A 19,246-nucleotide genomic window follows, 5' to 3' on the forward strand; every position below is an offset into this window, starting at 1 on the left:
CGGGGCCCGGGACACCGGGCGGGCGGCCCGCCGGGGCGCCGGGTCAGCCGGAGCGCAGGGCCTCGGCGATGTCGTCCAGGAGCGTCCCGGCCTTCTCCCCGGCGCCCGGCCGGTCGCGGCAGGCCAGGGTCAGCTCGGTGTCGTCACCGATGCGGCAGGCGCTCAGGAACATCTCGGCGTACGGAACGAGCATCGGCAGCGTGGAGAAGGAGGTGGCGCGGAAGGCGGGAGCCGAGAACGCCGCCGTGTCCACCTCGCCGTGGTCGGAGATGATCGCCGTGCAGGGGAAGTTGTCGCCGTCGAACGCCTGGGCCTCGCTCAGGTTGTTGGCGAACGGGTTGTCGCGCAGGAAGTCGCGGTCGAGGACGGCGACCTCGGTCTTGGCGATCAGGGCGCGGACCAGCGTGGAGTGGACGCGCTTCCAGCTGTCGTCGCGGCGCAGATCGAGGACGAGCTGGGAGGTCAGGTTGGCGGTGGAGCGCGTCGTGGTGTCGTGGCGGCGCAGGTCCACCGGGACGATCAGCCGGCCGGTGTCCGTCGTGAGGTGGCGGGAGAGCGCGGCGGCGGCGCGTGCGGTGACCCCGGACGGCGCGGCGGGGACCCGGCGGCGCAGCCACAGGGGCCGCTCGCCCGCGGGCCCCTCGCCGATCATCGCGGGCAGTCCGGTGAGGCGGGCGGCCTCGGGGGCCGGGCGGACGTGGCCCGCCGCCGCGCGGAAGTGCGCGTCGTCCACCGTGTCCGGACAGCCGACCGGGTCCTCGTCGCGCAGGACCCGGAACAGATCCGCGATCCACTGCCGCAGACCGCGTCCGTCGGTGACGATGTGGCTGGCCCGGACGACCAGCCGGGTGGCCCCCGCGTCCCGGATCAGGCCCAGTTCGCAGACGGGTCCGGTGACCACCGACAGGTCGCGGTGGAAGAACTCGTGGCCGAGGCCGGTGCCGGCGGGCAGCTCCACGAGCTCGGGGACGGGCCCTCCGGCGCGCCACAGCGGCCCCCGGCGGCGGACCGCGAGCCCGGGGCTCGCCTCGGTCGCCGTGCGCGCGGCCCGGCGGAGCGCGTCCGGGTCGAGGGTGCCCTCGCCCTCGATCACCATCTGGATGAGTTGCGGAGTGCCGGTCGCGGCGGCGTTGAGATAGCCCCGCTCGATCGGGGAGATGCGGCGGCTGTACGGCCGCGTGGCGGTGAGGGTCATTCCTCCTCCAAGTAGTGGAAGCGCACCGGGGCCGGTGCGTCGCAGGCGAGGGCGAGGTGCAGGGGTGGTTCGCCCTCGGCCCGCAGGACGGCGGAACGCACCTCGTAGGCATCGGTGCCGGTGGGCCGCCAGCCCGGCCGCCAGGGAGGCAGCCGGGTGCCGGCAAAGGTCTCCTTCGTCAGGTGCGAGGCCTTGATGAGCGCCTCGCACTCGGCGAAGTCCCTGATCGTGGCCGGCTCGTCCCGCCCGAGCAGGTCGCCGAGCCAGCGCAGGGCGTGCGGCCGGTCCCGCTCGTCCTGGAGGTCGACCCCGATCACCCGGCCGCCGGGCGCGAAGGCCACCGCGCTGTACGCGCCGACGTGCGCCACCGACGCGGACAGGCCCAGCGAGGGCACCGACCAGCGCTTGAGGCCGTCCCGTGCCAGGTCGCCGGCGGTGACGCCGGTCCCGTACGTCGCGCGGAGCGCCCCGATGATCAGGGACCGGCCGGAGGCGGAGAGCCGGTGCCCCATCCTGTCGCGGGGCAGTCCGCGGTGCCGGGTGACGAGGACGTTCACCGACTCGCCCGACTCACCCGCCTCACCCGGCTCGCCCGCCTCACCCGGCTCGCCCGCCTCGCGGAACTCGCCCGCCTCGCGCGCCGGCCGGTCGGGCGCCAGCGTGTATCCCGTCAGGCCCGGGTCGAGGAGCAGGCCCATCAGGGCGCCCATCACGGCTCCGGGTCGAAGACGGCCGCCGCGTAGCTGCCGCCGTACGCGAAGCTCGACAGCAGCACCGGACCGGGCGTGCCGGCGCCGGTGAGGGCGGCGACGAGACCGAGGGCGCCCGCGCTGCCGTAGGTCTCGCCGAGCAGGGCCTTGGGGGCCAGGACCGGCCGGCCGTCGAGGCCGGTGCGGCGCAGGGCCGCCCGCTGCGCCAGGTCGACCAGCGGATGGCCGGACGCGGCCGAGACGACCGTGCCGACGCCCTCCGGGGCGAGGTCCGCCTCGGCGAGCGCGGAGCGCAGGGAGCGCCCCCACGCCTCCCCGTCCCTGGCGAGGCCGCCGATGCCGGCCGGTTCGCCACTGGCACCGAAGCCGCGGACCCGCGCCAGGGCGTCGGCGCCCCGGTCCCGGGCCGCCTCCCGGCTCTCCAGCAGGATCGCGGCGGCCCCCTCGCTGAGGACGGTGCCGGTGCGCCCGCCGGGCACGACGTGCGCGGACCTGGCGTATCCGGGCAGCGCCGCCTGGGTGGCGAGGGCCTGCTCGGGGAACTCGTCGGCGACCACCACCATGATCCGCTCGGCCGCGCCCCGGGCGATGACCCGGGCCGCGAGCTGGAGCGCGAGGACGGAGCTGGTGCCGCCGTTGGCGATGGTCGCGGTGTAGCCGCGGAAGCGGTGCAGCATCGCGACGTGGCCGGCGGCGGCGTTGACGACGGTGTTGGCGAACAGCGACGGATTGGCGCCGGTGATGCCGTCGCGCACCACGCCCTCGTGGAACCGCAGGACCGAGGTCACCGGCCCGTACCCGGTCGCGAAGACGACGCCGGTCGACTCCGCCACGGCCCGCGAGGGCTTGCCGTGGCGGGCGTAGAGGTCGCCCACGGCCGACGCGGCGAGCAGGCTCAGCGGGTCCATGCGCCGGGCCCGGCTGGGGTTCGTGCCCCGCGCCGCGGCCTTGATGTCGGCCCGGCCGACCGGCACCCTGCCGACGCCCGGGACCTCCTCGAAGGTGTCGAAGCAGGGCCGCCCCTCGGCGAAGGCCTCGGCGATCGCTTCGGTGCCGCCCGCGGTGCCGGCCAGGCCGGCGACCCCGGTGACGACGACCTCGTGGACCGCCTCGCGGCGCGGCGGCCTGGAGCCGGTGCGGCCGGGCCGGTTGATGACGACGGAGGCGTTGTTGCCGCCGAACGCGAAGGAGTTCGACAGCACCACCTCCGGGTGCGCGTCGCGGCCGGTGTCCGGGACGATGTCCAGGCCGTACGGGGACGCGACGCCCCGGGTGTTGATGGTGGGCGGCAGCGTGCCCCGGTCGATGGCCAGGGTGCTCACCACGGCCTCGACCGCACCGGCCGCGCCCAGGGTGTGGCCGAGGATCGACTTGGTGGAGCTGGCCGCCGGGATCTCCAGGCCGAACAGGAGCTTCAGCGCCTTGGGCTCCGACGCGTCGTTGGCCGGGGTGCCGGTGCCGTGCAGATTGAGGTAGTCCACGTCGGCGGGGGCGAGGCCCGCCGTGTCGAGCGCCTGCGCCATGGCGGAGCAGGCGCCCTTGCCGCTGGGGTCGGGCGCGGTCTGGTGGTGGCCGTCGCAGGACAGGCCGTATCCGCCCAGCTCCGCGAGGACGCGGGCGCCACGGGCCCCCGCCCGCTCCACCGACTCCAGGACCATGAATCCGGCGCCCTCGCCGAGGGTGAGCCCCGTGGAGGCGGAGAGCGGCGAGCACGGCTCGGAGTCCAGGGCGCCGAGCGCGCTGAACCCGTAGGCGGACAGCTCGGCCAGCGGGTCGACGCCGCCGCACACGACGTAGTCGACGTCGCCCTTCCACAGCAGCTCGGCGGCGTAGCCGAGGGCGACGGCGCTGGCCGCGCACGCGTTGGAGAGGACCACCCGGGGGCCGCGCAGGTCGAACTCGGCGGCGATGTAGTCGCCCACGCAGGGCAGTTGCGAGGCGACCGCCTGCCCGGCGTCCAGCCGGCCCTCCAGGACGAGGGTGCGGTGGGTGGCCTCCAGCGTCGGCATGGCGCCGAGGCTGGAGCCCACCACGACGGCCACCCGGTCGCGGTCCACCGCGGTGAGGTCGAGGCCGCTCCCGTGCAGGGCCTCGCGGATCGCGGTGGCCGCGAGGGCGTAGCAGCGGTCCAGGTCGGCGGGCTGCTCGGCGGTGGACATGCCCGCCCAGTCGGTGAGCAGCTCGGAGGTGTCGAAGAGGGTGTTGGTGCGGATTCCGGTGGTGCCGGCCGCGATCGACGACCAGCTCTTCTCCACGTCGTCACCGGCACCGGTGATCAGTCCCAGGCCCGTGAGGGCGATGTTCGGAGGTGTCATGACCCGGCCCCTCAGGCGATCTTGACGGTGAGCGAGCGCGCGATGACCCGGGGCAGCGTCACGGTGCGCACCGGGCGCTCGGCGCCCGTGCGGTCCGCGGCGCCCAGCTCCAGTCCGGGCACCCAGAAGGGGGTGTCGAGCAGGGCCAGGACCAGCTCCTCCTCGGGATTGGCCGACGGCGCCTGGTGCAGGACGGTGCCGATCGCCCGGCCGGCCGCGGTGACCGGCGTACCGGCCGCGAAGCGGCTGCCGACCGGGGCGACGAGCGCGGTGAGGCGGCTCTCGGACCCGGTGGGCGCGGTCAGCTCGCCGGAGCCGTGGAAGTCGCCGATCCGGTCCCAGTCGATCATCCAGGCCAGGTCGGCCTCACCGACGCCCAGCTCGCCGAACCCGGCGCCGTACACGCCCATCCCGGCCTCGGCCTGCACCCGCGAGAGGCCCTCCTCGCCTATCTCGGCGCCGCCCTTGCCGGCGACGCCCGCGAGCACGGCCTCGTACGCGGCCTGCGGGGCGTCGGACAGCAGCAGGTAGCCGTACTCACCGGTGGTGCCGACGCGGGCCAGGTGGGCGGTGGCGCCGGGGGCGTCGAGGGTGGCCTCGGTGACGGCGTGCAGCGTCAGGCCGGAGATGTCGAAGTCCACGAAGCCGGCCGCGACCGACCAGGCCACGGGCCCCTCGAAGGCGACGGCGCCCCAGCCCTCGGGGGCGATCTCGACGGTGACACCGGCCGAGGCGTCGAACTGGCCGAGGTAGGCGCCGAGTTCGTCGGCCGTGACGGCGGTGCGCGGCAGCAGCCACGACTCCTCGCCGATCTCGAAGTGCAGCAGGATCGCGAACGGCTTGCCGTCGGCGTTCAGCGCCAGGACCTCACGGACGGAGTCGGGCTCCACGTAGTCGGCGGACTTGGCGAGGAAGCCGTCCAGGAAGGTCAGCCGGTCGTCCCCGGTCAGCCTGACCAGCGGGGCGGTGACGCGGTAGGCACCGACGGCGGTGCGCAGGGTGGCGTAGTCCTCGGTGGCGGTGCGGACGGCCGGGGCGATGGTGGTGGCGGTCATGATCTGTCGTTGCCTTTCGGGTCGGTGGTTCAGAAGGAAAGGGGCGTGTCGTGTACGGAGAACCGCCAGGCGCTCTCCCGGGCGGCGGAGACGCCGCCGACGAGCAGGCCGGACGGGGTGGCGCGCAGCACCAGTTCGTCGTGCGGGCCGGCGGCGGGGGCGCAGTGCAGCCACCGTCCGTCGGAGAGCCGGACGGCCGCCCGGCGGGCCCACACCTGGCGGAAGTCGCCGGAGTTCAGCTCCCAGCGCTCGCCGTCCGAGTCGAGGACGACGGCCGTCCTGAGCGGCGTCTGCGGGGTGAGCCACACGACGGTCTCGCGGTCCGTCCCGCTCGCCCGGGTGTCGACGCGGATGCCGTCGCCGTCCGCGGCGATCTCCCAGCCGAGGCCGGAGTCCGGGGCGTGGAGGCCGAGCGGGTGCTTCTGCTCCCAGGCTGCGGCGGCCGGCACCCCCCAGCCGAGCCCGGCGGCCCGGTCGTGGCGGCTGTTCTCGTGGGTCACCCACAGGCCCGCGGACCAGTGGGGGTTGTAGCCGTGGGAGCGGGTGCGGGGGTAGGGGCTGCGCAGCACCTTGGTGGTGCCCTCCCGCCACACGGTGACGCCTCCGGCGGCGGCGTGCACCTCCAGGCTGCGGGCGGTGTCCGGGACGCCCGGGCGGATGGTGGTGCGCATCCGGGCCACCCCGTCCGCGCCCGGTTCGAGGCCGCGCTCCAGGAGCGTGCTGTGGACCAGGCGCAGGGGCCCGTCCGCCGACAGCGAGACGCGTACGCCCCGCCCGCGCCAGGTCAGCTCGCCGCCTTCCGGGACGGGCCGGGAGGCCGCGACGATCTCGGAGGCGTCGCGCACCCCCTGGCCCAGCCCGATCGGGTGGTCCTGCCCGTCCGTGCCGGTGAAGACACCCTGCCGCAGCCCGACCGTCTGGAAGATGCGGCCGGTCGCGGTGCCGGTGCGGGTGAACTCCTGGAGCAGCCCGGAGCCGTCCAGGGTGAAGGTGCCGGTGACCGTGGCGTCGCCGTCCCTCTCGGTGACCCGCACCCCGCGCTCGACGGGCTCCAGGGTGAGGTCGCGGGGCTCGCCCTCGCGCCAGCCGGCCGGGCGGTCGGCCCGGCAGCTGGGCCAGGTCGAGACGAGCACCGGCCCGGGGTGGCCGGCCGCGTGGACGCTCAGCGTGCCGTCCTCGCCGTCGACCTCGCAGGTGAGCCCGGACTCGGTGAACCGGTACGGCGCCACCCCGCGCGGGGCCCGGACCTCGTACGGGGGCCGGGTGATGCGCAGCTCCCGCACCGTGCCGCCGGGCTCGGTGAGGCGGGCCTCGCGCACGGCGCCCCGGTCCACGTCGACGGACGCGTCGATCCGGAAGTCGCCGAGCACCAGGATGTAGTCGACGGTGCGGACCCCGGCCACCATGCGCACGTCCGAGCGCAGCTCGTCGTCACGCGCGTCGGTGACGGAGGCGAAGCTGGTCAGGCTGCCGAGGGCGGCCGTCGCCCGCTCGCCCAGGTCGGCGAAGACGCTGCGGATGACGAGCGGGATGTAGTTGTGCAGTTCCACGTTGCCGTCCTCGCCGGGGACGGCGCGGCCGACCGAGACGCAGCCGACGCGCCGGTAGAGGCGGAACGCCACGGTGTTGGCCGGGTTGACGGTCAGCCGCAGCACCAGGCAGCCGGTGCGCATCATCCACTCGACGGCCTCGGTGAACAGCCTCCCGGTGACCAGGCCGCCCCGGTGGGCGGGGTGGACGAAGAACATGTCCGCGATGAGTTCGCCCGCACGGGCCGAGCGCCGGCCGGTGTGGTGGAAGAGACCGAACGTACCCACGAGCCGCTCGTCGTCCTCGGCCACCAGGAACGTCGCCGTCTCCCGCTCGGCCAGCTCGCGGGCGAGCTCGGCGCCGCTGATGCCCCCGGCGACCGGGTTGGGGTTGTCGCGGTGACGGTTGTAGAGATCCGCGATGACGTCCGCGTCGTTCTCCTGGTACGGGCGGATCGTGAGAGCCATGACCACACCTCCTTCTGTCGTCCTGTGGTTCTGGTTTCTTCTCTGGGGGGGCGGGGAGTTCAGCCCTTGCGGCCGGTGGTGACGACGAGCGTCCCGGCGGCGGCGAGTTCGGAGCCGACGGTCGCCCGCACCTTCACCTGGCGCAGACCTCCGAGGCGCTGGCCCAGGCGGGCCTCCAGCGTGAGCTGGTCACCCGGGACCACGAGGCGGGAGAACTTCATGTTGCTGATCGAGCCGAGGTAGCCCACGCTCCGCGAGGCGTCCTCCTCCGCGGCGCCCGCGGCGCCTTCGAGGATCTCCGCGACGTAGACGACGGCGACCAGCTGGGCCATCGACTCGACGATCATCACGCCGGGCATGATCGAGTGGTCCGGGTAGTGCCCGGCGAAGAACGGCTCGTTGACGGAGACGCTCTTGACGCCGCGCCCCGAGACGCCCGGGACGACGTCGTAGGCCCGGTCGATCATCAGCATCGGCCAGCGGTGCGGCAGCATCCGCTTGATGTCGTCCGACGAGTAGCTCAGGCTCTTGCGGGCCGGCTCGGGGGCCGGTGCTTCGAGGAGTGCGGTGGTCGCGGAGCTCACGCGGCGGCCTCCCGGTCCTCGATGAAGTCGACCAGGGCGTTGATGGAGCCGAAGGCCTCGAAGTCGTCGTCGCTGATCAGCACGTCGAACTCGTTGTTGACCATGACGACGATCTCCAGCGTGTCCAGCGAGTCCATCTCCAGGCCCCGGCCGAACAGCGGCTGGTTGTCGGAGACGACGGCCGGCTCGACCTCGAGCCCGAGGCGGTCAATGATCATCGACTTGACCTTCATGTTCTTCTCGAGACGGGCCTCGGCCTGGCTGCGGATGTCCTCGAAGGTGGCGGTGGACATGGTGGTTCTCTCCTGTCGGTCAGGTGGTTCTGGGGCAGTTGGGTGTGGTTCGGTTGCCTCTGGACCAGTTGTCTCCGGGTCAGTTGGGGATCATTCCGCCGTCGACGGTCAGCACCTTCCCGGTGATGTACGAGGCGGCGGGGGAGGCCATGAAGACGGCGGCGGCGGCCACCTCGGCGGGGGTGCCGGTGCGGCCCATCGGGATCACCTGGAGGGCCTCCTTCAGGTGGGCCGGGGGCACCTTCTTGACCATGTCGGTGTCGATGAAGCCCGGGGCGACGACGTTGACGCGGATGCCGCGCGGCGCCACCTCGTACGAGAGGGTCTTGGCCAGCGAGATCACCCCGCCCTTGCTGGCGGCGTAGTTGGCCTGGCCGGCCCGTCCGGCGATGCCGCTGGTCGAGGCGATCAGGACGATGGAGCCACCGCTCGCGTACATCTGCTTGGTGGCCTCGCGGGCGGTGAAGAAGGAGCCGGTGAGATTGGTGCCGATGACCTCCTGCCACTTGGAGCTGCTCATGGCGGCGAGGTGCCCGTCCGCGGTCACGCCGGAGTTGAGGACGGCGACCTGGACCGGACCCCACTCGGTGCGGATCCGCTTGAACATCGCCATGACCTGGGCCTCGTCACCGACGTCCGCCTGGACGAGGAGGGCCTTGCGGCCGAGGGCGCGGATCTGCTCGGCGACCTCCTCCGCCTTGGCCGCGCTGGCGCGGTAGTTGAGGACGACGTCGCATCCGTGCTCGGCGAGCGCCAGCGCGGTGGCCGCGCCGATGCCGCGCGAGGCGCCGGTGACCAGGGCCCGGGTGCCCTCGGGGAACAGGAAGCTCATGCCGCGCCCCCCGCCATGGCCGCGGTGACCCGGTGCCGGCCGGGGTCGAAGCCCGCCGCCTCGCTGCCGAGGCCCGCCCGGGTGGCCGCGTCGAGGACCGCCCGCGCGACGGCGAGGTCGAGGATGCCGAGGCCGAAGGGCGAGAAGACGATGGTCCGCTCGGTGTCCGGCGCCTCGCTCTGGCCGAGCACGGTGGCGATCTCGGCGTCGACGAAGCGGCGGTGGCCCACCTCCTGCTCGGCGCGGTGCAGCGAGGTCCGCTCCCGCATCACGTGCTCGATGTCGTCGACCACGTTGTAGGCGTTCAGTACGGACTCCGTGCTCAGGTCGCGCAGCGACAGGTGCAGGATCACCTGCTTCCCGGGCCGGTCCGGGTGGGCGGCGAGGTCGAGCCAGTAGCTGGAGTCGGTGGTGGCGACGGAGACCGTGGCGGCGCGCAGCGCGTCGTCCACGTCCCCGGCCACGAAGCTGATCCCGGGGCGCTCGGCGGCCAGTTGCGCGGCGAAGGTGGCCGCGCGGCCGGGCACCGCGTCCTGGACGGTGACCGTGCGCAGCTCCGGGTGGGCCGGCACGAGGAAGTCCAGGACGCGCCGGTTGATGGTGCCGCAGCCGATCAGGCCGGCCGTGTGCACCGGGCGGTCGCCGTGCAGCGTACGGCTGGCGAGGGCGGCCGACGCCGCGGTGCGGGACGCCGATATCTGGCTGGCCTCCAGGACGGCGGTCGGGTAGCCGGTGCGCAGGTCGTTGAGGATCTGCACCGACGAGGCGCGCTGCAGGCCCCGCTCGACGTTCGCCGGGAACGAGGAGATCCACTTCAGGCCCATGACGGGTTCGGGCCCGCCCAGGTAGGCGGGGAGCGAGATGATGCGGGAGCCGTCGTCGCCGGGCGGGCGGAGGAAGCCGGAGAACGGCACCTCCGAGCGGCCCTGGCCGTGCAGCACGTACGCGGTGCGCACCGCGTCGAGCACGACGGGATCGAGGCCGTCGAGTGCGGCGGCGACGTCCTCGCGACCGAGGATTCTCATGACTGGTCAGTTCCTCTGCGTGAGAGATGGGCGGAGAAGACGAAGGAGGGGGACGCTCGGGGCGTCGCGGGCCGGGCGGTCAGCCGAACCGGGCCTCGACCCAGGAGTCGTCGTAGATCGTGTCGAGGTAGCGGTCGCCCCCGTCGGGGAGGATCGCGACGCAGGTGGCACCCGGGGCGATCCAGGACGAGGCGTCCATCAGCGCGGAGATGACGGCGCCGGACGAACCGCCGGCGAGGATCGACTCCTGGGCCAGCAGGGTGCGGCAACCGCGCACGCAGTCCAGGTCGGTCACCTTCACCACCCGGTCCGCGAGACCGGGCCGCAGCAGCGCCGGGACCACCGCCGCGCCGTGCCCGGGGATGGTGCGACGGTGCCCCAGCTCCCAGGACTCGGGCGGGCCGAAGATCACACTGCCCACCGCGTCCACGGCCACCACCCGGGTGGGCAGGCCCTCCGCCGCGATGTACTCGGCGCAGCCGCGCAGCGTGCCGGTGGTGCCGGCGGCCAGGAAGAGGTAGTCGGGGGCCTGGGGCAGCGCTTCGTGGATCTCGCGCATGGTGTGCTGGTGGGCGAGGGCGTTGTACTCGTTGCCGTACTGGTTGGGCCAGTAGGCGTCGGGCACGGTGCTCAGGAGCTCCCGCACCCGCCTGATCCGGGAGGGCAGGTACTCGCCGGTCTCCGGATCGCGGTCCACGATCTCGACCGTCGCCCCGTACGCCCGCATGATCGCGATGTTCTGGGCGGTGGTGCGCGGATCGGCGACGCAGATCAGGTCGAGCCGGTAGAAGTTGCAGAGCTGCGCCAGCGCGATCCCCAGGTTGCCGGACGAGGACTCCACGACGGTGGAGATGCCCGGCACCAGCGCACCCGTGGACAGGGCGTGTTCGATCATGGAGCGGGCGGCGCGGTCCTTGATCGAACCGCCCGGGTTGAACCGCTCGCACTTGCCGTAGACCTGGATGCGGGCGGGTGGGAAGAGCCGGTCGAGGGCGACCAGCGGGGTGGTGCCGATCGTCGCGATGATGTCCGGATCGCGAGGGCGGGCCGCGGAGGTGGCGCGGGCCGTCGCATCCGTGGGGGCCACGGTCATTCCGGTACCTTTCTGCTGATCTGGAGCCGGAGTTCACTGACGTAGCGCTCGCCCTCGGTGCCCGTGAGCCAGGAGTCCCGTGGGTGCGGCAGCGGCTCGCTGAGGATCACGGTGGCGTCGTCGCCGAGACGCCGGGTGCGCCGGACGAGGTTGGCGAAGGAGAGCACGAGGGTGGGGCTGGTGAAGTCGACCAGGGACGGCTTCGTCTCCTGCGGGAACTTCACGAACGCCTGGTCGGGCAGCCCGCGCCCGCGCAGCCAGCGCCGTACGGCCAGGTAGTCGCCCGCCCGGTCGGGTTTGGCGGCGAGCGGGATCTCCCCGGCCGGCACCCGCCAGGTCTCCCGGAACAGGACGAGCCCGTCGAGGCTGACGCGCGGGGCGTGCGGCTGGTCGAGCCCGATCTTGAAGGCGTCGGCGGCGATGATCGACACCGGCACGGCGAGCAGTTCGGCCATGCTCCACGCGCGCCCGTCGGGCGTGGTGGCGGTGACCGTGCCGTCCCGCTCGGCCAGGGTGATCGCAACCGCCGGGTCGATCCGGGACCGGTCGTCGAACGGCGCCCGGGTGAACCCGATGAGCCGGTCGCCCTCGCCGATGGGGGCGGGCACCATCCGTCCGCTGTTGCGCTTCCAGTCGACCGGGAGCAGCGGCACCAGGCGCGGTGCGCCGATCGCCGCGTTCACCTTGTCGCGCAGGGAGCCGGCGTCACTGGTCCAGTCGAGGAACGGCAGGTCGCAGGTGGCCAGGCAGGCGTGCAGCTCGCCGAGGACGACGGTCAGGTCCCCGTCCGCCTCCCGCACCACCTGGAGGTCGGGGCTGTGCAGGGCGAGGTGGGGCGAGCGGACCGGGCCGGTGGCGAAGACGGCCCGCGCCCGCCGCTCGACGTCGTCCACCCGCAGCGCGACCGGCTCCGGACCGGCCGGACCGGCACCGAGGACCTCGCGCCACTTGCGGGCGAGCTCCGCCGTGGCGGTGTGCACCGGCCGGGCGCCGTCGCCCCAGAACAGGCCGAGCACCTGGGGCCACACGTCGGCGAGCGTGACGGAGGGGCGCCGCGCCGCGGCGGCCCGTACAAATCCGGCCACCTCCGCCTCGACCAGTTCCACCAGGCGGTTCCCGAACCAGTCCGCCGCGTCCGCCACCAGGGCCAGCGGCCGGGCGATCCCGTCCACGAAGTCGGTGCCGACCTCGACCCGGCAGTCCCGCACCGCGTCCTGGTAGCAGAGGGTGCGGCCGGCGTACGCCTTGCCCTCGTCGCGGGTCGCGTCGAGTCCGGTCGTCCGCACGAAGTACGCGTCCAGCTCGTCGAGCCGCGCGGCGAGTTCGTCGGACGTGGCGGCGGCGTCGATGGCCTCGCGGTGCCGGTCGAGTTCGGTGAGGACGGTCTCGAAGCGGACGAACAGCTCCGGGGCGGCGACGGCGGCGACCCGCCGTCGCAGGATGCGCTCGGCCCGCACGTCGACCGGGATGTTGGCGTCCCAGGTCAGCACGCGCTGCTTGAGCAGCCTGGTCAGGATCTTCTCGACCCGGGCCGGTGCCCCGTCGGCGTCCCAGCCGTCCTCGCGGATCAGGGCCGCGGTGATCGCCGCTCCGTTGCGCTCCCCGTCCGCGTGGCCGAGGACCTGGCGGTCCTCCGGGCGCAGCCGCGTCACGCGTCCGCCCGGCAGGAGCAGCCGGTCGCCGTCCAGGTGGACGTCGGGGCGCGGCAGCGGCGGGAACCACCAGCGGGCCCCGGGCTGGGCGACCATCCAGTCCGCGACGGCGGCCAGCGCCCAGCGTTCGAAGTACGTACGGCTACGGGCGACGAGCCGCTCGCCGTGTTCGGCCGAGAGACCTCCGGGCGCGCGCCCGACGGACATCCAGGCGGCCGGCCCGAAGAAGCCGATGGTCTCGGCCTTGGCGCAGTAGCGCAGCCAGTACATGGCCAGGGTGCGCTCCCGCTGCTTGCGCTTGGACTCCTTGCCCGTGCCGGCGGCGAGCGCGTCGAGCACGCGGTGGACGGTGCGGTTCTGCCAGGCGATGGCCGTACGGACCTTCTCGTCACCGGCCAGGGCGGCCAGGCGGCGCGTCTCGGCCGCGCTGTCGGCGAGGTACGCGGCGGCGAAGGCGTCCTCGTCCCCCCGGTCGGCCGCGGCTGCCGCCGCCGGCCCGCCGAGCAGGTCGAGTCCCGAGGCGGGGAAGCCCGCGCTGCGCAGCAGCCCGACCCCCCACATGTGCCATGCGCTGTCCCCGAGCCGCCGGGTGGGCCGGAAGTCGGCCCAGTCGTGCTCGCGGAGCGCTTCACGGGTGCTCGTCACGCGGCCCGCCCTCCGAGGTTCGCGCCGAGGGCCGCGCCGGTGCCGGCCGCCGCGCCCCGCAGCACCACCGCGAGCCGGGCGACCCCCTCGGCGATGCGCTTGCGCGGGACGTTGCTGAAGCAGAGCCGCAGCCTGTCGCCGCACTCCCCGTCGAGCCCGAAGTGGCTGCCGGGGACGAAGGAGACGCCGTGCTCGGCGGCGGCCCGCGCCAGGCGGCCGGTGTCGGCGCCGCCCTCGTGCCGCAGCCACAGGTAGAAGCCGCCTTCCGGCCGCTGCCAGCGCCAGGGCCCGTCCGTCCCCAGCTCCTGCTCCAGCGCGTCGGCCATCAGGCCGCACCGCTCCCGGTAGCGCTCGCGGTAGGCGTCGATCAGGCTGTCCCAGCCGCCCCGGGCGTGGAACGCGGCGAGCGCGGCCTGGGCGAACGACGACGGCGACAGCGCCATCACCTCGGTCGTACGGCGCAGCCGCTCCGCGACCGGCTCGGGCGCGGCGATCCAGCCGCAGCGCAGTCCGGGGGCGAAGACCTTGGAGAAGGTGCCGAGGTAGACGACGTTCTCCGGGTCGATGCCCTGGAGGGTGGCGACCGTGCCGCCGTCGAAGCCGAGCAGCCCGTAGGGGTTGTCCTCGACGATCAGGAGGTCCAGTTCCCGCGCCGCTTGGGCCAGTTGATGACGGCGCTCGACGGACAGGGTGGCGCCGGTGGGGTTCTGGAAGGTCGGGTTGCAGTACAGCATCCGGACCCGCTGCCCGTCGGCGCGCAGCCGGGCCACGGTCGCCCGCAGCGCCACCGGGTCGAGTCCTTCGGCGTCCTCGGGCGCTCCGTGCAGCCGCAGTCCCGCCGTGCGGAAGGCGGTGGCGGCGCCCGGGTAGGCGGGGGTCTGGCACAGGACGGTCTCGCCCGGTGCGGCGAGGCCGAGGCCGAGGGCCAGCAGGCCCATCTGGGAGCCGGCGGTCGGCACCAGGTTCGCCGCCGCGGTGCCGCCGCCCTCGCGGGCCATCAGATCGGTGATGGCGGGGACGAGGGCCTTGGCCACGTGCGGGGTGCTGTACTGGAGTGCGATCCGGCCGCCGATCCGCGTCAGCCGGGCGAACTGCTCGGAGAGCTCCTTCAGGGGCAGCAGCTCCAGGTCCGGCAGGCCGCCGGAGAACGAGATCAGGTCACCGCCCCGTTCGAACAGCTGCGGCATCTCGGCCGAGGGTCTTGCATCGGTCCACATGGCGGTCAGCTCCCCGACAGCGCGTTCGCACCGCTCGCCAGCCGCTCGTGCACGAGCCCGAGCAGGCCGGCCGACGAGGTGAGCGAGAGATCGGCGAGCGCGTCGGGGTCCAGCTCGATGCCGAACCGGTCCTCGACGGCCATCACCAGGGCGACGGTGTGCAGCGAGTCCACGCCGAGGTCCACGAGCGGCGTCTCGGAGCTGGTGACCTGCACGGCGCATATCTCCTCTACGAGCTGGTCAAACTGCGACTGGTCCATGGGAGCTCCTTGTGAGTGCGGCGGGGGCGGAGGTGGTGGGCGCGGCGTCGGCGCCGGCCTGGAGCAGCAGGGCGACGGCCGCGCGGTCGGGCTTGCCGTTGGCGGTCAGCGGCATGGAGTCGAGCGGGACGATCCCGTCGGGGCGACGGGCCGGGTCGAGGAGGCCGACGAGCGCCGCCCGGACCTCGTGCGGGGCGAGCTCCGTCTGCACGGCGAGCAGGAGCGGGGCGTCCTCGTCGGCGGGGCGCGGGACGACGGCGGCGTACACGCCGGGTACGCGCTCGGCGGCGAGTTCGATCTCGGACAGGGCCATCCGCAGGCCGCGCCGCTTCACCATGTCGTCGTCGCGGCCGACGAAGTACAGCAGACCGTCCGCGTCGAGCCGGCCCTGATCGCCGGTGCGCAGCTCCAGCGAGCCGTCGGCGCGGCGCACGTACCGGCTCTGCCGCTCCAGCGGCACCCCCCAGTAACCGGCCATCACGGTCTCGCCCCACACGACGATCTCGCCGGTCTCGCCCGTCGGCAGGGTCCGCCCGTCCGGGCCGGCGATCCGTACCCGGAGACCGGGGATGGGGCGGCCCACCGAGTCGGGGTGCCGTTCGTAGAGCGCCGGGTCCAGCACCGAGATGCGCTTGCACTCCGTCATCCCGTACATCGAGGCGAACGCGGAGCCCGGGAAGATGTCGAGCAGTTCGCGCATCATGGCGAAGCTGGGCCGGGCGCCGGTGTTGGTGAAGAGCCGGACGCGGGTCTCGCGGCGCAGCTTCCTCTGCAGCAGGACGAGGATCTGCGCGAGCGAGGGCACCAGCGGGATGACGGTGACTCCGTGGCGCTCGATCGCCCGGATCAGTCCGACGTCGCCGCCCCGGCTGGTGAGGACCAGGGTGGAGCCGGTCAGCGTGCACAGCAGGGCCTGGTAGAGCCCGTAGTCGAAGGAGAGCGGCAGCCGGCACAGCACCACGTCGTCGGCCCGGTAGCCGAGCTCGGCGTTGACGGCGCGGACCGCGGCGAGGATCTGCCGGTGCGGGCAGACGACGCCCTTGGGGCGGCCGGTGGTGCCGGAGGTGTAGATCAGCAGGGCGACCGCGTCGTCGGCGGCCTCGGCCGCGAAGTGGTCCGCGGCGGTGGCCCCGATCTCCCGCGCGGCCCGCTCCACCTCCACCGTCCGGCGGGCGGCGCCGCCCGCGGTGGGCGGGCAGACGGCGAGGGCCGCCGCGCAGTCCCGCACGATGTGGTCGATCTGGTGGTCCGTGAGGTCGGGGTGCACCGGGACGAACACCGCCCCGATACGGAACGTGGCCCACAGGAGCGCGAGGAAGGTGCGGTCACCGCCCCCGGCGTAGACGACGCGCTCGCCGGCTTCCACTCCTTGGCCGCGCAGCCAGCCGACGGCCCGGTCGGTCTCGGCGCCCAGCTCGGCGTAGGTCAGCGGCCCCGTGGCGTCCACGAGGGCGAGGTGGCCCGGGCGCTCGGCGCGGGCACGTGCGAACAGCTCAGACACCGGCATGGACGAGGTCCTCCTTCCAGGCGACGGCGGCACCGATCCGGGTGCGCGCCTTGTCGAGGTCGCGGGGTGTGGTGACGCAGACGACGGCCAGCTCGGGGAGCCGGCGCTTGAAGATGCCCGCGAGGGTGCGGGCGGGCGGCAGACAGACCGTCGCCTCGGGCGCGATGCGGCCCAGCGACTCCATGCACAGGTCCCAGCGCACCGGCCTGACCACCTGCTCGACCAGCCGGCGGCGGATGTCGTCCGGCTCGCGGACGACCGAGCCGTCGGCGTTCGAGAGGAGGGCCCCGGACGGCCGCCGGAACGGGGTCCGTTCGGCCGCCGCGGCGACGGCCCGGCGCGCGGACTCCATGTACGGGGTGTGGAAGGCGCCGGCGACCTGGAGCGGTTTGACCGTCGCGGAGGGCGGCGGGGCGGCGGCGAGCCGTTCCAGGTCCTCCGTGGCCCCGGCCGCGACGATCTGGCCCGGCCCGTTGAACGTGGCCGCGTGCAGGCCCAGTTCGCTGATGCGTTCGAGTACGTCGGCCTCCTCGCCGCCGACCACGGCCGCCATCGAGGTGGGAACCTCGGCGCAGGCCGCAGCCATCGCCCGGCCCCGCACCGCGGCCAGCCGCACGGCGTCGGCCGGGTCGAGCGCTCCGGCGTACACCGCCGCGGTCAACTCGCCGACCGAGTGCCCGGCGGCCACCAGCGGCCCGTCCGGCTCGGCCATGGCGAGCGCCTCATGGGCCAGGAGCCCGGCGGCGACCAGCAGCGGCTGGGTGTTCTCGGTCCGGGCTATCTCCGCGGCCGGTGCCCTGCCGCCGAGGTGCACGAGGTCCACATCGGCGGCCTCGGACCAGGCTCGCAGCCGCTCGGCGTACACCGGATCACGCAGCCAGCCGGCCAGCATGCCCGGGGTCTGGGAGCCCTGCCCCGGCGCAACGAATGCGTACATGTGTTCGAATCTCCTTTCGTGGAGCTGTATCGACCGGTGCGGGCCCGGTGTCGTGCCGTGCGAGGGGGGTGGAGGCGCGGGCCTCAGTTGCGGCCGGTGCTCTTGCGGAAGCGGCGTACGGCCATGAAGGAGAAGGCCGCGAACCAGGCGACGGTGTTGACCCCCGCCATCGCGAGGCTGGAGTGCTCACCGCTGAACGAGTAGCCCTCGGTCAGGCTGTAGCGCGCGAGGGTGGAGACGCCGAACATCGGCGAGTAGCGGGAGATCTCCAGCATGGTGCCGGACAGCGGGATGAAGAGGTTGCCCAGGAAGGCGAGCGCGGTCATGGTCAGACCCGGCATGTGCATCACGGTGTCGGGCTTGAGGGCGAGCCCGAGCGTGATGCCGAGGGCGGCGAAGACGGCCGAGCCGAGCCAGGCCACCAGCAGGGACGTCACCCAGACCGCGGCCGTGGCCTCGACCCCGGTGAACAGCCCGAGCACGCCGACCACCGCCACCGGAACCGCCGCCATGATCACGGACGACAGCACCTTGACGAAGAGGTAGCCGGGAGGCGCGAGCGGGCTGAGCGCCATGGTGCGCATCCAGCCGGACGCCTTCTCCACGGAGATGGTGGCCGCCGAGCTGACCGCCGCGGTCGCGGCTCCGTACACGGCGATGCCGGTCATCATCCACGCCGCGAAGTTGCCGTGCGGCAGGGTGGCGTCGTCGGGTTCGGTACGGAAGAGCGCCAGGTAGAGGACGGCCGGCAGCAGCAGCGTGAAGATCGTGGTCTGCCGGTTGAAGCGGCGGCGCAGTTCGTAGCCGACGAAGACGGGGTTGACGCCGCTGAACGGCGAGGTCCGCTCCTCGTACGCGGCCGAGGCGGTGTTCATCGGGTGCCCCCTTCGATACGGCCGTGGCGGGTGAGCGTCATGAACGCCTCTTCGAGGCTGCGCGGGGTGACCTCGATGTCGGTGGCGGACGTCTCCTCGATCAGCAGGCGGAGCAGCGCGTCCGAGTCGTCGGTGTCGAAGTGGTACCGGCCGCCGCGCGGCTCGTACGAGCGGACCAGCGGGGACTTCGCGAGGGCCGCCGCACCCTGCTCGCCGATCCGCGCCGACACGGTGCGCCCGCTGAGGGCGGACCGCACGTCGGACACCGGGCCGTCGACGACGACACGGCCGCGGTCGACCATCACCACCCGGTCCGCGAACCGGTCCGCCTCCTCCATGTAGTGGGTGGCGAACATGACCGTCATCCCGCGCTCGGCGTCCTCGCGGACCGTGGCCCAGAAGTTCCGGCGGGAGGCGACGTCCATACCGGCCGTCGGCTCGTCGAGGACCAGCAGTTCGGGCCCCGAGAGCAGGGCGAGGGCGAACCGGAGCCGCTGCTGCTCGCCGCCGGAGCACTCCGCGACGCGACGGCCGCGCAGCTGGTCGAGCCCGGCCCGGGTCAGCACCGCGCCGACGTCGGCGCCGGGGTGCAGCGAGCCCAGCATCCGCACGGTGGCCTCGACGCTCAGGTCGGGCAGCAGCCCGCCCGTCTGAAGCACCGCCGCGACCTGCCCGGAGCGCACCGCCTGCCGCGGCTCGCGTCCGAACAACCGCACCGTGCCCTCGTCGGGCCGGGTCAGCCCGAGCAGCATGTCGATGGTGGTCGTCTTGCCGGCACCGTTCGGTCCGAGGAAGGCAACGATCTCACCCCGCCGGATGCGCAGGTCGATGCCGTCGACGGCGGTGAATTGCTCACCCTTGGAATCGGTGAACCGCTTCACGAGGGAGCTGAGCCATACGGCATCCGAGGACGTCACCTCCTCGGGCACCGGGCGCGGTCGGGTTTGGATCATCTTCGAGTCCTCACGATCTCAGCGGGGGTGGCCTGGTGGGACCACTCTCCCGGGACCGCCTATCCGTCCCTGCCCGGCGTTCTATCCGGCCGCTATCCGGA

Annotated in this window: 17 protein-coding genes; all 17 read right to left on the bottom strand. The window is 73.8% G+C overall.

All coding sequences use genetic code 11. The annotated features are described in order from the left end of the window. Positions 1-43: 43 nt before the first annotated feature. Entirely contained in the window at positions 44-1,195 is a 1,152-nt protein-coding gene (locus tag FKN01_RS06590; protein WP_143617367.1) for a hypothetical protein, read from the bottom strand. Beyond that, positions 1,192-1,905 carry a hypothetical protein gene (locus FKN01_RS06595; RefSeq protein ID WP_143617369.1) on the bottom strand — a complete coding sequence of 238 codons (714 nt, stop codon included), beginning with the start codon at positions 1,903-1,905 and terminating at the stop codon, positions 1,192-1,194. The genes FKN01_RS06590 and FKN01_RS06595 overlap by 4 nt, the downstream gene beginning before the upstream one ends. Further along, positions 1,905-4,220 (bottom strand): beta-ketoacyl synthase N-terminal-like domain-containing protein, encoded by a 2,316-nt coding sequence (locus FKN01_RS06600; RefSeq protein ID WP_143617371.1) that lies wholly within the window; start codon positions 4,218-4,220, stop codon positions 1,905-1,907. Before FKN01_RS06600 ends, FKN01_RS06595 begins: the two co-directional genes overlap by 1 nt. An 11-nt stretch (positions 4,221-4,231) precedes the next feature. Continuing rightward, on the bottom strand, positions 4,232-5,275 hold the full coding sequence (locus FKN01_RS06605; protein ID WP_143617373.1) for an aminomethyltransferase family protein: 1,044 nt from the start codon (positions 5,273-5,275) through the stop codon (positions 4,232-4,234). Positions 5,276-5,304: 29 nt separating this feature from the next. Next, positions 5,305-7,272: a GNAT family N-acetyltransferase gene (locus tag FKN01_RS06610; protein ID WP_143617375.1), complete on the bottom strand. Its 1,968-nt coding sequence runs from the start codon at positions 7,270-7,272 to the stop codon at positions 5,305-5,307. A 59-nt stretch (positions 7,273-7,331) separates the two neighbouring features. Then, on the bottom strand, positions 7,332-7,856 hold the full coding sequence (gene fabZ, locus FKN01_RS06615; protein ID WP_143617377.1) for a 3-hydroxyacyl-ACP dehydratase FabZ: 525 nt from the start codon (positions 7,854-7,856) through the stop codon (positions 7,332-7,334). Continuing rightward, positions 7,853-8,149 (bottom strand): acyl carrier protein, encoded by a 297-nt coding sequence (locus tag FKN01_RS06620; RefSeq protein ID WP_143617379.1) that lies wholly within the window; start codon positions 8,147-8,149, stop codon positions 7,853-7,855. The genes fabZ and FKN01_RS06620 overlap by 4 nt, the downstream gene beginning before the upstream one ends. Positions 8,150-8,228: 79 nt before the next feature. Next, positions 8,229-8,981, bottom strand: coding sequence for a 3-oxoacyl-ACP reductase FabG (fabG, locus tag FKN01_RS06625; RefSeq protein WP_143617381.1), 753 nt, complete (start codon positions 8,979-8,981; stop codon positions 8,229-8,231). Continuing rightward, the gene (gene sbnB, locus FKN01_RS06630; RefSeq protein WP_143617383.1) at positions 8,978-10,006 is read right to left on the bottom strand and encodes a 2,3-diaminopropionate biosynthesis protein SbnB; all 1,029 of its coding nucleotides are present in this window, start codon (positions 10,004-10,006) and stop codon (positions 8,978-8,980) included. The genes fabG and sbnB overlap by 4 nt, the downstream gene beginning before the upstream one ends. 79 nt (positions 10,007-10,085) lie before the next feature. Beyond that, positions 10,086-11,099, bottom strand: coding sequence for a 2,3-diaminopropionate biosynthesis protein SbnA (gene sbnA, locus FKN01_RS06635; RefSeq protein ID WP_143617385.1), 1,014 nt, complete (start codon positions 11,097-11,099; stop codon positions 10,086-10,088). Then, complete coding sequence (locus tag FKN01_RS06640; protein WP_143617387.1) at positions 11,096-13,396, bottom strand: lantibiotic dehydratase; 2,301 nt, start codon at positions 13,394-13,396, stop codon at positions 11,096-11,098. The genes sbnA and FKN01_RS06640 overlap by 4 nt, the downstream gene beginning before the upstream one ends. Then, positions 13,393-14,583 (bottom strand): PLP-dependent aminotransferase family protein, encoded by a 1,191-nt coding sequence (locus tag FKN01_RS06645; RefSeq protein WP_143617389.1) that lies wholly within the window; start codon positions 14,581-14,583, stop codon positions 13,393-13,395. The genes FKN01_RS06640 and FKN01_RS06645 overlap by 4 nt, the downstream gene beginning before the upstream one ends. Before the next feature lie 35 nt (positions 14,584-14,618). Further along, a complete protein-coding gene (locus FKN01_RS06650; protein ID WP_143617391.1) occupies positions 14,619-14,873 on the bottom strand; it encodes a phosphopantetheine-binding protein in 255 nt (84 codons plus the stop codon). Further along, positions 14,854-16,380: a class I adenylate-forming enzyme family protein gene (locus FKN01_RS06655; RefSeq protein WP_143617393.1), complete on the bottom strand. Its 1,527-nt coding sequence runs from the start codon at positions 16,378-16,380 to the stop codon at positions 14,854-14,856. The genes FKN01_RS06650 and FKN01_RS06655 overlap by 20 nt, the downstream gene beginning before the upstream one ends. Then, positions 16,367-17,317: an ACP S-malonyltransferase gene (locus tag FKN01_RS06660; protein ID WP_143617395.1), complete on the bottom strand. Its 951-nt coding sequence runs from the start codon at positions 17,315-17,317 to the stop codon at positions 16,367-16,369. The genes FKN01_RS06655 and FKN01_RS06660 overlap by 14 nt, the downstream gene beginning before the upstream one ends. Before the next feature lie 83 nt (positions 17,318-17,400). After that, positions 17,401-18,192: an ABC transporter permease gene (locus tag FKN01_RS06665; RefSeq protein WP_143617396.1), complete on the bottom strand. Its 792-nt coding sequence runs from the start codon at positions 18,190-18,192 to the stop codon at positions 17,401-17,403. Beyond that, on the bottom strand, positions 18,189-19,145 hold the full coding sequence (locus FKN01_RS06670) for an ABC transporter ATP-binding protein (RefSeq protein ID WP_185992771.1): 957 nt from the start codon (positions 19,143-19,145) through the stop codon (positions 18,189-18,191). The genes FKN01_RS06665 and FKN01_RS06670 overlap by 4 nt, the downstream gene beginning before the upstream one ends. Positions 19,146-19,246 lie beyond the last annotated feature (101 nt).

This window comes from Streptomyces sp. 130, assembly GCF_007096885.1.
Classification (GTDB): domain Bacteria; phylum Actinomycetota; class Actinomycetes; order Streptomycetales; family Streptomycetaceae; genus Streptomyces.

What these genes read in the sequence shown, in the direction of transcription:
- FKN01_RS06590 (WP_143617367.1), bottom strand. Translation starts at nt 1,195, where the DNA reads ATGACCCTCACCGCCACGCGGCCGTACAGCCGCCGCATCTCCCCGATC.
- FKN01_RS06595 (WP_143617369.1), bottom strand. Translation starts at nt 1,905, where the DNA reads ATGGGCGCCCTGATGGGCCTGCTCCTCGACCCGGGCCTGACGGGATAC.
- FKN01_RS06600 (WP_143617371.1), bottom strand. Translation starts at nt 4,220, where the DNA reads ATGACACCTCCGAACATCGCCCTCACGGGCCTGGGACTGATCACCGGT.
- FKN01_RS06605 (WP_143617373.1), bottom strand. Translation starts at nt 5,275, where the DNA reads ATGACCGCCACCACCATCGCCCCGGCCGTCCGCACCGCCACCGAGGAC.
- FKN01_RS06610 (WP_143617375.1), bottom strand. Translation starts at nt 7,272, where the DNA reads ATGGCTCTCACGATCCGCCCGTACCAGGAGAACGACGCGGACGTCATC.
- FKN01_RS06620 (WP_143617379.1), bottom strand. Translation starts at nt 8,149, where the DNA reads ATGTCCACCGCCACCTTCGAGGACATCCGCAGCCAGGCCGAGGCCCGT.
- fabG (WP_143617381.1), bottom strand. Translation starts at nt 8,981, where the DNA reads ATGAGCTTCCTGTTCCCCGAGGGCACCCGGGCCCTGGTCACCGGCGCC.
- sbnB (WP_143617383.1), bottom strand. Translation starts at nt 10,006, where the DNA reads ATGAGAATCCTCGGTCGCGAGGACGTCGCCGCCGCACTCGACGGCCTC.
- sbnA (WP_143617385.1), bottom strand. Translation starts at nt 11,099, where the DNA reads ATGACCGTGGCCCCCACGGATGCGACGGCCCGCGCCACCTCCGCGGCC.
- FKN01_RS06645 (WP_143617389.1), bottom strand. Translation starts at nt 14,583, where the DNA reads ATGCCGCAGCTGTTCGAACGGGGCGGTGACCTGATCTCGTTCTCCGGC.
- FKN01_RS06650 (WP_143617391.1), bottom strand. Translation starts at nt 14,873, where the DNA reads ATGGACCAGTCGCAGTTTGACCAGCTCGTAGAGGAGATATGCGCCGTG.
- FKN01_RS06655 (WP_143617393.1), bottom strand. Translation starts at nt 16,380, where the DNA reads ATGCCGGTGTCTGAGCTGTTCGCACGTGCCCGCGCCGAGCGCCCGGGC.
- FKN01_RS06660 (WP_143617395.1), bottom strand. Translation starts at nt 17,317, where the DNA reads ATGTACGCATTCGTTGCGCCGGGGCAGGGCTCCCAGACCCCGGGCATG.
- FKN01_RS06665 (WP_143617396.1), bottom strand. Translation starts at nt 18,192, where the DNA reads ATGAACACCGCCTCGGCCGCGTACGAGGAGCGGACCTCGCCGTTCAGC.
- FKN01_RS06670 (WP_185992771.1), bottom strand. Translation starts at nt 19,145, where the DNA reads ATGATCCAAACCCGACCGCGCCCGGTGCCCGAGGAGGTGACGTCCTCG.